The organism is Lederbergia galactosidilytica (genome assembly GCF_017873565.1).
Taxonomy (GTDB): Bacteria; Bacillota; Bacilli; order Bacillales; family Bacillaceae_C; genus Lederbergia; species Lederbergia galactosidilytica.
In genome coordinates this window covers 239787-256219 of sequence record NZ_JAGGKH010000003.1, presented here as the reverse complement: position 1 = coordinate 256219, position 16433 = coordinate 239787, and the positions used below count along the sequence as shown (strand labels likewise).

7 protein-coding genes and 1 pseudogene are annotated in these 16433 nt (G+C 38.3%); 4 read left to right on the top strand and 4 right to left on the bottom strand.

Annotated features, from left to right (window positions below; genetic code table 11):
* Window positions 1-89 precede the first annotated feature (89 nt).
* The gene (locus tag J2Z23_RS04620; RefSeq protein ID WP_209973347.1) at window positions 90-9098 is read right to left on the bottom strand and encodes a Cna B-type domain-containing protein; all 9009 of its coding nucleotides are present in this window, start codon (window positions 9096-9098) and stop codon (window positions 90-92) included.
* Between the two features lie 217 nt (window positions 9099-9315).
* Here J2Z23_RS04620 and J2Z23_RS04615 point away from each other — a divergent pair, with 217 nt between their 5' ends.
* A complete protein-coding gene (locus J2Z23_RS04615; protein WP_209973345.1) occupies window positions 9316-10455 on the top strand; it encodes a response regulator in 1140 nt (379 codons plus the stop codon).
* A gap of 180 nt (window positions 10456-10635) precedes the next feature.
* Here the strand turns inward: J2Z23_RS04615 and mscL are convergent, their stop codons facing one another.
* A complete protein-coding gene (gene mscL, locus J2Z23_RS04610) occupies window positions 10636-11043 on the bottom strand; it encodes a large conductance mechanosensitive channel protein MscL (RefSeq protein ID WP_057993870.1) in 408 nt (135 codons plus the stop codon).
* 207 nt (window positions 11044-11250) lie between these two features.
* Between mscL and lepB the strand changes: the two genes are divergently transcribed.
* The 3 genes from lepB to J2Z23_RS04595 all read left to right on the top strand — a co-directional run bounded on the left by lepB (window position 11251) and on the right by J2Z23_RS04595 (window position 14206).
* Window positions 11251-11805, top strand: a complete 555-nt coding sequence (gene lepB, locus J2Z23_RS04605) for a signal peptidase I (protein ID WP_209973343.1) — start codon at window positions 11251-11253, stop codon at window positions 11803-11805.
* Window positions 11806-11886: 81 nt separating this feature from the next.
* Complete coding sequence (locus J2Z23_RS04600; RefSeq protein WP_209973341.1) at window positions 11887-13836, top strand: DUF2207 domain-containing protein; 1950 nt, start codon at window positions 11887-11889, stop codon at window positions 13834-13836.
* Window positions 13837-13885: 49 nt separating this feature from the next.
* Window positions 13886-14206, top strand: coding sequence for a hypothetical protein (locus J2Z23_RS04595; protein WP_057993873.1), 321 nt, complete (start codon window positions 13886-13888; stop codon window positions 14204-14206).
* 138 nt (window positions 14207-14344) lie between these two features.
* Here J2Z23_RS04595 and J2Z23_RS04590 read toward each other — a convergent pair.
* Together J2Z23_RS04590 and J2Z23_RS04585 are read right to left on the bottom strand one after the other, a co-directional pair.
* A pseudogene (locus J2Z23_RS04590) lies at window positions 14345-15700 on the bottom strand (IS3 family transposase).
* Between the two features lie 147 nt (window positions 15701-15847).
* A complete protein-coding gene (locus J2Z23_RS04585) occupies window positions 15848-16408 on the bottom strand; it encodes a Uma2 family endonuclease (RefSeq protein ID WP_057993874.1) in 561 nt (186 codons plus the stop codon).
* Between the last annotated feature and the right edge of the window lie 25 nt (window positions 16409-16433).

The following is a 16433-nucleotide window of genomic DNA, read 5'->3' as shown; positions in this document are numbered from 1 at the left end:
AAGCCAGTCAAGCACACTCAGCTCCAGGATAACTTAAGAAAAAAACTTTCACAAACGATTTCTGTTTGTGAAAGCTTTTTTTGTTACTTTTATTCCGTTCTGCGACGATAGATAAGATACGAAGCTAGCCCGATTATTAGTATACTGATTCCAAGTAAAATCATGTTGTAATAATTAGTTGCTGTATTCGGTAATTTCTGTTTTTGATTCGTAACTATTTTATTCATAGTATCTGTTGGCACCTTTGGAGTTTTGTTTGAAACTTGTTCTCCCTTAGGCTTCTCATTGTCCACTGGATCCTTTCCTGGCTTCTCAGGATCTTCTTGGTCTCCAGGGTCTTCTTGCTTTGGTGTAGACGACTTTTTATTGACCGCTTTTACTTTCGTACTCTCTTTTTTCCCCTTTTCAATTGTGAAGACAATTGGTGTCTTATCTAATTCATATCCAATTGGAGCCTTCACTTCAACAAATTGATAATCCCCCGGTTTTAGATCAGAAACAATGATTTTTCCTGCTTGATCTGTTGTTAGATCGGTTTGTAAAACTTCACCATCCTGATCCAGCAGTTCAAAAGTTGCTCCTGCTAAAACTTCGTCTTTTTCGTTATATTTTGTAAGCTCTACCGTACCATAGATTAATTTGTTGGTAATATTGAAGCCATCGATGTTCTTCTCATAACCTTCCACAGCTTCTTCGTCTACCGTGTAGGTGATTTCTTCACCTTCTTTATATTTTGCCAAGTCTGTAAAGCTATATTTCCAGTCATCCCTTTCTGTTACTTCTACTGAATCTATTTTCTCACCATTCGCGAGTAGATTTACAGTAATTTTCTCCGGACGAAGACCGTCTTGGTTATTGGCATCATCCCATGTTTTCTTACCAGCTACTTCCGTTACTTCTGGCGTGTGCGAGTTTGTCATTATGATATTGCCATGGTTTTCATCGTTTACGGTTGTTTTATATCCCGGAACTTCAGTAATTTCAACTACAGAATATACAATGCTCTTTCCTGATGCTTTTGCATCTAATTCATTCCATGTATGGGTCCAGTTGTTTTCTTCCGACAGCTTAACGGGATCACCCTCTGATTCATCATCCGCTATTAACTGCACTTCAATAGTTGCTGGTCGAATACCATCTTGGTTATTCGCATCATCCCAATGTTTTGTGACGGTGACACTTGTTTTTCCTGGTTTGTGCTGGTTTGTCACGTCATAACCTTTCACTTCTGTTGTGTAATCTTCTACAGTATCTTCCGTAATTGTATACACAATCTCTTCACCAGCTTCATATTTCGGTAAGTCTGTGAAGCTATATTTCCAGTCGTCCTTTTCTGTTACTTCTACTGAATCTATTTTCTCACCATTTGCGAGAAGATTTACGGTAATTTTCTCTGGACGAACACCGTCTTGGTTATTGGCATCATCCCATGTTTTCTTACCAGCTACTTCCGTTACTTCTGGTTTGTGTCTATTTGTCAGGTCGTAACCATCAATAATCGTTGTATAACCTTCCACAGCTTCTTCTGAAATAGTGTACACTATCTCTTCCCCTGCATTATATTTAGGCAGATCTGTGAAGTTATAGCTCCAATCCGTTGTAGCAGTTACTATTTCTGATGAAACTTTTTCACCATCTGCTAATAGATTTACAGTAATGGACTCTGGACGAATTCCATCTTGGTCATTAGCATCTTCCCATGTTTTCTCACCAGCTACTTCCGTTACTTCTGGTGTGTACGTGTTTGTCACAATGATATTACCATGGTTTTTATCGTTTACGGTTGTTTTATATCCCGGAACTTCAGTAATTTCAACTACAGAATATACAATGCTCTTTCCTGATGCTTTTGCATCTAATTCATTCCATGTATGGGTCCAGTTGTTTTCTTCCGACAGCTTAACGGGATCACCCTCTGATTCATCATCCGCTATTAACTGGACTTCGATACTTGCTGGTCGGATACCATCTTGGTTATTCGCATCATCCCAATGTTTTGTGATCGTAACACTTGTTTTTCCTGGTGTGTGATGGTTTGTCACGTCATAACCTTTCACTTCCGTTGTGTAATCTTCTACAGTATCTTCCGTAATTGTATACACAATCTCTTCACCAGCTTCATATTTCGGTAAGTCTGTGAAGCTATACTTCCAGTCATCTTTTTCTGTTACTTCTACTGAATCTATTTTCTCACCATTTGCGAGAAGATTTACGGTAATTTTCTTTGGACGAACACCGTCTTGGTTATTGGCATCATCCCATGTTTTCTTACCAGCTACTTCCGTTACTTCTGGCGTGTGCGAGTTTGTCATTATGATATTGCCATGGTTTACATCGTTTACGGTTGTTTTATATCCCGGAACTTCAGTAATTTCAACTACAGAATATACAATGGTTTTTCCTGCCGCTTTTGCATCCAATTCATCCCATGTATAGGTCCAATTGTTTTCTTCTGACAGTTTAACAGGATCACCCACTGATTCACCATTAGCTGTTAACTGTACTTCAATACTTGCTGGACGGATGCCATCTTGGTTATTCGCGTCATCCCAATGTTTTGTGACTGTAACACTTGTTTTTCCTGGTGTGTGATGGTTTGTTATGTCATAACCTTTCACTTCTGTTGTGTAATCTTCTACAGTATTTTCCGTAACAGTATACACAATCTCTTCACCAGCATCATACTTCGACAAGTCTGTGAAGCTGTACTTCCAGTCATCTTTTTCTGTTACTTCTACTGAATGTATTTTCTCACCATTTGCAAGAAGATTTACAGTAATTTTCTCAGGACGAACACCGTCTTGGTTATTGGCATCATCCCATGTTTTAACACCATTAACCTCAATTTCTTCAGGTGTATAAGCATTTGTAATGTTAAACCCGTCAATTGTAGTTTCGTAACCTTCTACATGATCTTCTGTAATTGAGTAAACTATTTCTTCTCCAGCTTCGAATTTTGGCAGATCCGAAAAAGTATACTCCCAATCATCTGCTTCAGTCACTTTCGTTGACTTGACAAATTCATCATTCGCAAAAAGATTTACTGTAATTGATTCCGGACGGATGCCATCTTGGTTATTTGCATCATTCCAAGTTTTTGTTCCAGATACTTCTGTTACCTCAGGGGTGTGGCTATTTGTGATAATGATGTTGCCATGATCTTTATCATTTACTGTTGTTTCATATTCCGGTAAATCTGTTAATTCAACTACTGAATATTCAATGGTTTCTCCAGCCTCTTTTTCATCGAGTTCTGTCCAAGTATAAGTCCAGTCGTTTTCTGGAGATAATTCTGCTGGATCTCCATACTCATTTCCATTAGCGGTTAGTTGTACTTCAACGCTTCCAGGACGAATGCCATCTTGGTTATTTGCGTCATCCCAGTGCTTCGTTACCGTTGCACTTGTCTGTCCCGGAGTGTGATGGTTGATAATATCTGTACCATTGATTTCCGTTGTATATTCTTCTATCGAGTTCTCAGTGACTGTATATACAATTTCATTACCGGCATTATATTTCGGTAAATCTGTGAAACTGTACTCCCAATTGTCTTCTTCAGTTACTTCAACAGAACCAACTTCCTCACCATCGGCTAAAAGATTAACCGTAATAGATTCTGGACGTACGCCGTCTTGGTCATTCGCGTCATCCCATGTTTTCTTTCCGGAAACTTCTGTCGTTTCTGGTATATAGCTATTAGTGATGTTGAATCCTTCAATTGTAGTTTCATAGTCTCCTACTGGATCTTCTGTAACCGTGTATTTAATCTCAGAACCATTTGCAAATTTCGGTAGGTCTATAAAACTGTACTGCCAATTATTCTCTGCTGTAACTTCTGTTGTATTAACTTCCTCACCATTTGCTAGTAGATTTACAGTGATGGTATCTGGACGTTTACGATCTTGGTCGTCAGCATCATCCCATATTTTCTCACCAGAAACCTCAGTTACATCAGGTGTATAGCTGTTTGTGATGATAATGTTACCGTGATCTTCATCATTCACTGCCATTTCATATTCCTCTAGTTCTGTTATTTCTTTTACAGAATACTTGATTGGTTTTCCATCACTATTTAATGGTAGCTCTGACCATGTGTGGTTCCAATTACTGTCCTGCGCTAACTCGATTGGTTCACTAACTGGTTCGCCATCTGCTGTTAATTGTACTTGAATGCTTTCTGGACGCTTACCATCTTGGTTATTCACATCATTCCAATATTTCGTTACAGTGACAGCTGTTTCTTCTGGCGTATAGCTGTTTGTAATATTATAACCGACAATTTGTTGAGAATAACCTTCAACTGTGTTCTCGGTAATGGTGTAATTAATTTCTTTTCCAGCTTTATATTTTGGTAAATCTGTAAAGCTATATTTCCAATCATCATCTTCTGTTACTTCGACAGAACGGAGTGGTTCACCATCTCCTAAAAGGTTTACTGTAATGGTTTCAGGGCGCTTACCGTCTTGGTTATTGGCGTCTTCCCAAGTCTTCGTTCCTGTTATGTTAATTAGCTCTGGTTTATGACTGTTTGTTAGCGTGAAGTCATATGGATTATCTTCATTAACTTCTACTTTACTTTCGTAACCCTTAACAGCTACTTCCTCGATTGTGTAGGTGATTTCCTTCCCTGCTTGATCCGTTGCTGGTAATTTAGTGAACTCACCCGCCCAGCCGTTTTCTGCATCTAGAGTTAATTCAAGATCTGTTTCTTCTTTATTTGCAAGTAGTTTCACTGTGATAGAATCAGGACGCAAGCCGTCTTGGTCATTTGCATCTACCCATTCCTTATTCACAGAGACAGTTACTTGTTCAATTTTATATTCGTTTGTAACAGTCAAGCCATCTTCTGATATGGTCTTCTTAAAATTGTCTGGAACATCAACTTCATCGACGGTGTAATCATACGCCTTTCCATCGATATCTGTTACATCTAAACCGGTCCAAGTATATTCTGTTTCTCCATCTTCTAAAGTAACAGGTTTACCGTAGGCTTCCCCATCTCTATATAATTGAAGCTGGATAGAATCTGGTCTGACGGATTCTCCGCCCTTCCATACTTTTGTTCCAGTTATATTTGTTTTTTCCTTTGTATTCTCAAAATCTACTTCAAAAACTTTTTTGTTGTTACCATATGGTTCATCCACGTTAATTTCTATTTCTTTATCTGATAAAACATATCCATTTGGTGACTCCACCTCTTTGAGATAATAGGTTCTAAGAGGTAAGTTTCCTATTTCCAGAACACCCTTTTCTGTGGTGAATTCCTCTCCAAACTGAATTCTTTCACCATTTAGTTCAAACTCAAGGATAAAGGTAGCTTCATTATTTGCAATTACTTCCTCTTCTTCAGAGTCCACCTTTGTAACCACGATTGCTCCTCTTTTTGGGTTGAATTCTCCGCCTACCCAAGAAAATTCTCTTGCATTTATACGTTCAGATTCAACCGTTTTTTCATCGATGCCAGTTCCTTTAAAACTAACAGTATTGTTAACTTCACCATCTGTTTCTGTTACAACAGTTGTGTAGTTCAATACCAAGGTCTCGTTCAGATCCTCTGTGAGTTCAATTGCTAATATAGTCTCGTCATTCTCATTTACACTTACATCAAGTGTGTAATCAACGTCCTCTTCTAAAACAGGACCATTCAGTTTTTCAATTTCAAGACTGTCTTCTACATAAACCAGTCCCGGGCTTATCGTATCCGTGATGGTAACATCCTTCATGATAGTGGAGAGACTTTCATTCACTGTAACTTGCCAGTCAATCTCTTCTCCTGTGAAAACTTGATTACCGTCTAGACCAATCGTTCCTTTTTCTAGGAATCGATCATGTTTGTCATAATTAACCGTTCCTGAGTAAAGATATTCATCCCGGCCAACTTTAACCTTTGCGTTGTTTGTGTATTTTGGTTGCGAAATATTCGGGACACTTGTTGTAAATTCGATGACATATCTTTCTTTTACTTCAAAATTATCATTAAACGTTAAAGTGAACTCATCACCTTCAACGGTAACTGTATAGTCATCTATCTTAGGTCCTGTAATGTTTGTTTCACCATTAGCAGCTACTTCATAGACTGATACTTTGATACTGTGTGGATCAATCGTTCCTTCATAATCCAATGTATCTGTAATAACAACACCCGTTCCAAGCTTTTGCTGTTGGTAGTTCGTATATAGCTGCCAAGCAATTTTTCTTTCAGAGCCGCTTTGCCAGCCATCAACCAGTTTCCCATCATTATCTACATGGACTAATTTCCCAACTTTTTTACCACTGTTCCATGAGTCTTCTCTCACTTTTGTTTGAGCATCCCGCCCTTCATCGAAGCCAATACCATTTTCAGTTTCTCCAGTGAATTTAGCGTGGTTTTTATAAACTCTATCTTCACTTTCATTTTTGTCTAATTTCTTACCATCAACTTCAAGTTGTGGGTCATAGGATGTTTGATACGTAATTACCATTTCATTATTTAATGGTAGTAGGCGGTCATCAAACTTAATAGTAAACCCTTTATGAAAACCTGTATCATCATTTTCTGTATTTGGAGTGAGAGTGTATCTCTCTTTTTCAATAGATCCTTTATCAACTTTAATTTCTAATGTATCAGGTAATAAGATCAACCCTTTATTTGGGAAGGTATCAACTATTTCTAATGAAGTTATAGCATCTCTTATCGGATTTACTTTAAGTTCCCATTCAATAGTTTTATTATTGTAGTCTATAGATTTAAAGCTTTTATTAAAACTATTCGCTGGTGGGTTGATTGTGAAGCTATCACCAGGTGTACCCTCACCGATGCCATCACCTTCCATAGAAGCGGCATTGTCAAAACTATCGATCTCAAAGTCTTCAATTTTAGTTGTATAGGTAATTTGAATATGTTTGTCACCGATATTTCCTAAGTCGATTCTAACTTTCTGTTTTCCATCATCTGCATCTGAAGTTGTTATACTTTTAGCCGTAATTTCATTTCCTTCTTCATCTTTTATAGAAATATCATCTTCAGAAATGCTCAATCCTTTTGGAATCAAATCCGTTACGACAACATTATTTACCGGATGTTTCGCTTTATTAACATCAATTGTCCAAGTAAGTGTTTTATTATCATAATCTACATTGGAGGTTCCTGATTTTTCAAGAAGTGACTGTCTCGAATACTTTACCGTCGCATCATTTTCCCCTATTTTCATTTCTCCGTCGTATAATTCAGTGTGATTCGTAAATTCATTGTCACGTTGATAATCCCCATCATTAACTTTTGACCAATCGATATTTGTGCTAAATGTAATTTGATAAATTTCATCAGATCCTACTTGACCTAAATTGATTGGGAACTTCTCAGCACTTTTTTCTTCTATCCAATTCCAATTGCTATTAAACTTATGAACTTTTATAGATCCTTCTACTAAACTCAATTCATCTGCTAGTTCATCTCTTACAATTGCCTCATCAATCTCTCCACCAGATTCATTAACTATAATTTTCCAATCTAACTGTTCAGTTTTATCATTATATACTCCACTTTTTTCAATTGGATTGCTTCGTTCAAGTCCCTTCACAGTTGCTTTTGCTGGCAATCCTGCACCTCCATAAGAGAACAATGCATCATTTGTAAAGCTATCAATCGTATAATCTTCTATCGTTGTTGTATATTGAATTCTATAGCCTTGGTATGGTGCTATATTTTCAAATTCAATATTAAATTCATTTCCATCCACCTGTGGCTTTGCATTAAATTCAGCACCAACACGCTTATCTCCATTCAATCCAATCGATAATTCATTGATAACAAAATCTCTTGGTTCCCCTAAACCATCTGGAATAATATCCTTTAACGTTGCATTTGTAATTGCTTCCTCATGGTCATTCATAATATCGATCGTCCAAGTTATTTCTCTTGCATTCAATTCTCGATCAGGATGACCTTCTTTTGTGATAGTACTAATATCCCCTTTTGGTTTTGCAATGACAGTAAGTGTTTTATCACTTTTATCATTAAAATGGATCTTTTGTACTATATTTTCTTGGAATTTTTCTAAATTAAATTGTAAATTTAAACCTACAAAGCCATTTTGAACAGCACTATCTTCAATATTTTCATTGAAGACAAATCTAAGTTCGCCATCAACAATACTATACTCCCCAACATCTACACCGTTAGTCATAATTCGTTGACTTGGTACATTAACCCGTTTAAATATATCTGGCAGTTTGATGGATGCCGTGTCACCAGCCTTTGCATTAAGTCCTTCTGTATCCCAAGCATATGCTACTTCTACCTTCGTACCATTCCCTATTTCAATGACAGCCCCATCTTCAACATCTTCCTCATTAACTTTAAAATAATCAAAGGTAAAGATATTCCCTAACTCCACAGCCTGTGGTTGAACATCAGTTGCAGCAGAAGTTGCGGTATCTTTCTTTTCCGTTCCTTCATCCTCTACTGTTTCTTTAATCTCTTCTTCATTTGTTACTTCTTGTTCCTCATCAGTATTCACTTCTACTGTTTCTTCCTCTTTTTCCTCTTTGTCCGTTTCTATTTCTGCAGTTCCTTCGGTATCAGAAGCTTTTTCTTCTTGCTGTTCATCAGCACGATCTGATTCCGTCACTTCTTCTAACGGTTCATCTTTTACTTCTTCTTTATCAGTTGTTTCATTCTGTGTTGCTTGATCTGGTTCATCTTCCGTCACTTCTTGCTTTACGTGCTCGGCCTGTACCATGAAATTGCCCTTTGCTTCTGGATGTTCTTTAGCTTTTTCGTTAAAGCTAGCTGAAATGAGGCCATCTGCTGAGGCTTTATATTCTCCTATTTCTGTTTCTTTATCTAATAATTTTCCTGATTGTGCTTGTTGTATCTGTATCTCTTCAGGGAGTGGAAAAACGAATTGGTTCTCGACTTCCAGGTCTATCCCTTTAAGATCCCAATCCACTCGAACATCAACAGTGGAGGATTCTCCATTTGGTTCTGCGATGTCCACACCAGAAAACGCGTTATCTGTATGCTCTTTTGCTTGAGCTGGTGCTGCAAGCATAAGACCATTCGATAACGTCTGCATAAGTAGCAACATAATAAATAGCAGACTTACTCTCTTTCTCACTTACTCTACCCCTTCCCTTATGATCAATAGCATACATGTGCATGCTAAAAGCACTTTAAACCTCGCCGCTCAACAATTTCTAAACAAAGTTTGGCTCTAAACTGAAGGGTTTAGGTATAAAGAAGTGTTATTCGTTAATATGCATTGTTTTGTTTGCATACATCTTATACAATATAATGAATAGAATATTCTTATCGAGGTAAGGGGGGGATGTTTTTTGAAAGCGATTCTAATTGATGATGAACCACTTGCTTTGGAATATCTTGAATTACAGATTAAGAAAATAAGTACTATGAAAGTTGCAGGGAAATTCACCCATTTCGAAGTTCAGAAACATATAAATTTACTTAATGAAGTTCAAATTGCCTTTCTGGATATCGAAATGCCGCAAACCAGTGGAATAGAACTTGCGACTCAGCTTCTAGAAATCAATTCATCGCTTATTGTCGTTTTCGTAACCGGTTACCAAGAATATGCTATACAAGCTTTTGAATTAAATGCGCTTGATTATATTATGAAACCAATCCAGTTAGACCGCTTGCGAAAAACGTTGCAACGAATTGAAGAAAAACTACAAATGCAAGCTAGTGAAGTCTGCTCCGCGCAAAATCTTTTAGAAATTAATGTGAGTGGCGAGCTGTCTCTATCTATCAATGATGAAGAAATGAAGTTAAAATGGCGAACATCTAAATCGCTGGAACTATTTCTTTATTTATTACACAACTTCGGGAAATTTATCCATAAGACAGAGTTAATGGAGATCTTATGGCCGGAAATGGAAGAAGAAAAGGCGTTTCCCCAATTGTATACCGCCATCTACCACACAAGAAAAACATTGCATCCCGTGCGAGAGCATATATCGATAAAAAATGTGTCAGGTGGTTATAAACTTGTCGTGCAAAATAGCTTAATTAATGTTGTAGAGTGGGAAAAGGCCATTCAAAGTTTACCATCTCTCCATTCCACAACCATTCGGGAATATGAGAAGATAATGCATTTATATAAAGAGCCTTATCTACATAACTACGATTATATTTGGGTGGAAGGAGAGCGCCACCGTTTAGAGCAATTATGGATTAAAATGGCGTCTCGCATAGCAGATTGGTATGAAAGCAATCTAGAATTAGAAAGGGCCGAATCTTGGTATCTTAAAATTTGTGCACAGGCTCCTGAAGATGAACATGCTCATTTTTCTTTGATGAAGCTATATGCTGGCTTCCAATATGGTATCTTAGTAGATCATCAGTACAACATACTAAAAGAAGCTTTAGAAAACTTGGATTTATCCGTGAGTCCGGTCATCCAAGAATGGTATAAACTTTACCGGAATAAAGGCAAAGCAGGCACAGAAATATAAAAAATTTCCTTTTTCATTTTTACATTTCTCATCCTCGAGGCAAACGGTGCTCAAATCGTTTGGAATGCCCCTATGGAAACAGGGGGCGTGCTCATAAATGGTGATGCACAATATCCAAACGAAGAAAATGAGCTCTTAATTCAAAACAGCGACGCCACTTCCACGACGCCGCCGTTCATCTTAAGAGCTTTTGATTCTATCCTTCTCTATATTATGTTCTTTTAATAAGTCACGTATTTCCGAAAGCAGCGCTACATCTGGTGCAATCTCTGTTTCTTCTTCCAATACAGCTTCTTCCTTTTTTCTCTTCAGGCCGCCCAATAGTTTAATGAACAGGAAGATGGAAACTGCAATAATAAAGAAATCGACAACACTTTGGATAAATACTCCGTAAGCTACTTCAGCACTCCCAATTTTAAATTGCAGTTTTTCAAAACTATGCCCGCCTAGTAAAGCGCCAACAAGTGGCATAATAATATTCTCAACCAATGAGGTAACAATTTTCCCAAACGCACCTCCAATTACTACCGCCACTGCTAAGTCCATGACATTTCCTTGGATCGCAAATTTTTTAAACTCTTCCCACAAAATAATTCCTCCCACTTCATAACCGGTATTGTATATGTATTTCCAGCATTTTTTCATCAAAAAGCGTATCAGGTTTTCTTTGAAACCTCAAGGTTTAATGCAAACAAAGGACCAATGCCCTATTCTTGAGCTTTTCTTAAAATTCTACCATTTCACTCCATTTCTCCTTATAATATAAAGAGGTGTTTGCTGAAGGAGGATCTATGTATGGAAGATAAACAAAACAAGTATGAATGGCTGAAGACCTTGGCCTTTGTCGTGATCATCACGATCGCCATTCGTACATTCTTATTTACCCCTGTCACAGTTGATGGCGCTTCGATGGAACCGACTCTACATGATCGAGAAAAGATCATTGTCAGTAAGACTATCAATTGGGTAGGAGAGATTCACCGTGGGGATATCGTCATCATAAAGGATCGTGAGGAGAAATTGAACTATGTGAAAAGGGTGATTGGGCTCCCAGGTGAAACAATCGAAATGGAAAATGATCACTTGCGTATTAATGGAAAGGAAATAAAAGAATCATATTTAACGGAAGCGAAGGAGTTTACAGGCCAACATGGGACCAAGTTAACGGAAAATTTCGGACCCATGATCATTCCAAAAGATCACTATTTTGTCATGGGAGATAATCGCCCCAATAGTATGGATAGTCGTGGCGTTGCTCCGTTTTCTTTGGGCTATATTCCTAAAGATCGTATCATCGGGAAAAGCAAGCTGGTCATTTTCCCCTTTCAAAATATCCGGATCACAAATTAATATTTCACTAAATTATAGTATTTCAGTCCCTCTTCGTGTTTGTTTAAATGACGATAATAAGAGAAAGGTGGTGGAGGCTCTTTGTTTTCTAAAACGAAAACCCTCTTCATTGTGATCCCGATTTTCTTATTGTTTTTCTTTCCTGCCAAAGTGGAAGCGCGTTCTTTTTCGATCGATGCTGTTGATGTCAATGCCTATATTTATCCTGACGGTGATTTGTATGTAGAGGAATTGTATACCTATACGTTTGCAGGGAAATTTAATGGCACAACCCGGATTATTGGGGATGATGATTTTGATGGCGTAGAATTTTTCGAAGGCTACCAGGTTCCGGATGACGCGGAAATGGGAAAAATCACACCGGAAAACGTGACACCGCTTCAGGTAGAAAGGGAAGATTATACGTACAAAGTTCATCGTCCCTATAAGGATGAAACGAAAAAGGTCTTTTATCGCTATCGACTCAAAAACGTGGCCAATAAATACGAAGATGTAGGGGAATTTTATTGGCGCTTTTTTGATGAAATGGGAGATAATGACCTTAACCATCTGCGTATCTTTGTCCATCTATACGGAGAAAATCAACTTTCGGAGAATACTCATGGATTTATTCATGATTTAACTGGTGGGAAAATGGAGCTGACAGAATCCGGATTATACTATCACAATGAGAAACTTCCAGGCGGAGAACCATTTGAGTTAAGACTCTTATTTCCAAGTGAGTTTCTAAGTGAAATGGAATATACAGAGAACAAGGAAATGCTCCCAACCATGTTAGCAGAGGAAGATCATTATAAGAAAAAATTGTCGATGAGGAATGACTGGCTACCAATTTCCGAGAAAGTGAGTCTCGTTTTCTTCATTCTTTTTCTAGTACTTTCTTTGTATGCCATTATTTTTCCAAAGCGACTTGTGCGTTTCTTTGGACGTTCAGCAGATTTTTCCGAAATAGAGAAATTGGATTCTTTTATATTAGTAGCATTAAAACGAAAACTAAAATTTATGCCAGAGGACATCAATGCCGTCCTCTTCCGCCTCCATCAAAAGGGCTATGTATCAGTAGAACACATCCCATCTAGCTTAGAATATCAAGAGGATGAGTATGCACCAGATCATACGTTTACATTTATCTTAGAAAAGGAATCTTCTGATCTATCCGAACATGAAAAGTATTTCATTGATTGGCTATTTACCGAAACGCAAGATGGAAAGCGAGTTTTTTCTTTAGATCAAATTCCTCTTAGCACGATTGGAACGGAGACGCAGAATTGGCGGAATAAAGAACAACGAGGCAGAGAAATAAGGGATTTTGAAAAACAGTTTAAGGAATGGAAGAAACTGGCTTCCAAAGATCCAGAACTCCATCGTTGGATCGAACCTGTCAAGTTAAGGAAAATATTCAAATATGGAATCATTCCTGTGTGGCTTATATGGACTGTGATTAATTTAATAATGGGAATGGGAGACCGTTTGGAGGTTTATCTTGGAATGGCGGGAATAGCCATTGTCTATTTATTCATCGCGTTCGGGAAACATGATCGTGTACTCTCAACCATATTATTTTTCATTTTGCTTGTAGTCATTTTTGCGGCTGGACTTGATCCAGGGATGGAATACTTACAAGCAACGACTTTTCCTTTAATACTGATTTCCGCCTTCCTGCCAACCGTATCCTCTACGTATTATGGAGCAGCATATTATAGGGGAATGAAGAAGTGGATCAAAGGACTAAGAAAAAATCAGTTACAGCTTCCTACAGATGAAGTCCGATTGGAGACCTGTTTTCAACATGCCATTGCATTAGAGCAAGGATCTTTATTCGAATCGTATTACGGTGAGAAAATTCACGCAACAACCACAGGAGAACTGTATCCATTTCTGATTGCTCCCGTAGAAACAGCGCAAATTTATTCCTATCATCACATTGCCTTCCAATCAACCTACAGCAGCAGCTACTCCTCGAGTAGTGGCGGTGGCTCTTCTGGCAGTAGCGGCGGCTCTGGTGGTGGTGGCGGTGCAGGCGCCTTCTAAAGTGCCTGGAACGTCCCGAACTTTGTCGATTTTTCTTTTTTAAAAGGAAGTGATTGGAATCGTAACGGCTTTATATATTTTTGGCATTATTGGGGTTCTGGTAAGTTTAGTGATCGGCCTGCTTTCTGGAAGCTTTTGGATCTTCCTTCTTACCTTCGTGGGAGGTGTCATCTTCGCAACCATCCAATTTGCTCTAGCCAACGTACTGGAAAAACAAGAGACGATTCTTTATTATCTACAACAACAAGATCAGTTTCTGAAGAAACAGCTTGGAACAACGTTAAGAAAATGCTCGAATTGTCAATATGAATTTGACGCTGAGCTAAGCTCCTGCCCGCGTTGTGGTTCAAGGAAAGAGGCTGGGACATAAGTAAAACAGCCAACTTTAGGAACGAACAATTTAATGAAATAGCGGAGGAAATATACGGAGACTCCTGTGGGAAAAAAGGCATCGGTGAGACCCCGCAGCTCGGAATGCAGTGGACCCATAAAATTGGACACTCATTTCCTATGCGGTTAATGTAAAGTTCTCTCGATAAGCCACTGGACTTTTTCGATTTAACTTTGATTTAATTCGTAAATGGTTGTAGTAATACATGTATTGATCCAATTCTATTTTAAAATGCTCTATGCTGTCGAACTCCTGTAGATACAGGAATTCATATTTAAGTATTCCAAAAAAGTTTTCTATGACGGCATTGTCATAACAGTTCCCTTTACGGGACATACTCTGTCTAATCTTATTTTCCTTCAGCTTTTTTCGATATTGGGGCATACGGTAATGCCAGCCCTGATCAGAGTGGATCAAGAGCTTGTCGCCTTCCTTAATGGATTTTAATGCTTGATCCAACATCGTTTCCACTAAATCAAAGGTAGGTCTGGTTTGAAGGGTATAGGTAATGATTTCGCCGTTAAAAAGGTAATACCGGAGAGAGATACAGTTTCTCCCCGAATAATTTAAATTCCGTTACGTCTGTCACCCATTTTTGATTTGGCTTTTCAGCCTTAAAGTTACGTTTCAAAATATTGGGGGCTGCTTTCCCGTATGCTCCTTTGTAAGATTTATATTTTTTTATTCGGACTATACATTGGAGCCCTAAATCTCTCATTAGCCGCAAGACTTTCTTTCTGTTTATTTCGTATCCTTTTTCCTTGAGGACATCTGTAATACGGCGATAGCCATAGCGGCCCTTGTGTCGGTGATAGATGAACGTGATCCTTCTTTTCCACTTGCGGTCGGGATCTGGCTGTTTCCAGCTGTTCACAATATGGTAATAGGTGCTTCTTACCAGGTTGGCTACCTGTATCATCTTGATCACCGGAAATGCGTGCCTTAGTTCGAATATTACTTTCGCTTTGACTTTGTTGGTGATGTCTCTTTCTGAACTAAGGCTCTTAACTTTTTTAAATAGGCGTTCTCCATGCGGAGGTACTCGAGTTCCTTTTCCAACTCTTCTCTTGATTGGCTGGAAAGATCTGCGGAAGTATGTTTCTTTTGATTACGAGATGTCATAATAGATGGCCCCTTCTCTTTTGATTCAAGGGCATCTACTCCACCTGTTTCCCACTTTTTCCTCCACCTACGAACCATACTGGGATCCGGGATATGGAAAAGGGCTGATGCCTCTCGAATGGAATAATTCGTCTCGTTCATGAATTGAATTACCCTTAGTTTAAAGGCTGCCGGATAATTTGTATAGGGAAAATTAAACGCTTGGTCTCCATGATGCTGAAATAACAATACCCAATAACGGATTACCAATTCGTCAATGCCGGATTGCTTTGCCAGGTCACGATAACTAATGATTTCATTTTCATATCGTTGGGCTACTAGCAGCTTAAACTCATTACTATACTTGGACATTTTCAAGACCTCCTAATGTTGGATGGAGTGTCCAACATTAGGGGAGCAGCCCACCGCCCACGGAAAGCGAAGTATAGTACATGCTCAAACATCGTATTGTTCGGATCTTTAGTTATTAAAAAACTTTTGTCCCTGCCTCTTCTTTATTTAAAAAATTTCCATCAAATTCACTTGAAAACCACTAAAAAACTTGGAGGTAATCAGGCCCGTTTCTGCTTTATTATCATGCTGCTCATACATTCCTTCTTCATTCAGAGTATAGACCGTGATGGTGTCGAGCATTGGGTTAACAATCCAATATTCCTTGACACCATAATTCATATAAAGATTAAGCTTCGTGATCAAATCATGTGACTGGTTGGAAGGACTAAGAATTTCAACAAGCAATTCCGGAACACCGACATATCTAGCATCCGTAAAGCCAGTTTTGTCACAAATAATACTGATGTCCGGTATGACGACTTTTGTCCCTTCGATGTTCGAACTTTTTAATTCAATATCATAAGGGGCATGAAACAACTCACATGGTTTCCCTTCAAGAAAGTCCTCAAATGCTCGTTCAAGCTTGCGTGAAACCCGTTGATGTTTCGTCGAAGGTGATGGAGACATGTAAATTACTCCATCAATATACTCTAGTAATGCATCACTGTTTTCGCGAATTTGCCAATACTCTTCTATTGAATACGTGCCACTTCGATATAAATGCATGTCAAATTCCCTCCCGAACTTCACT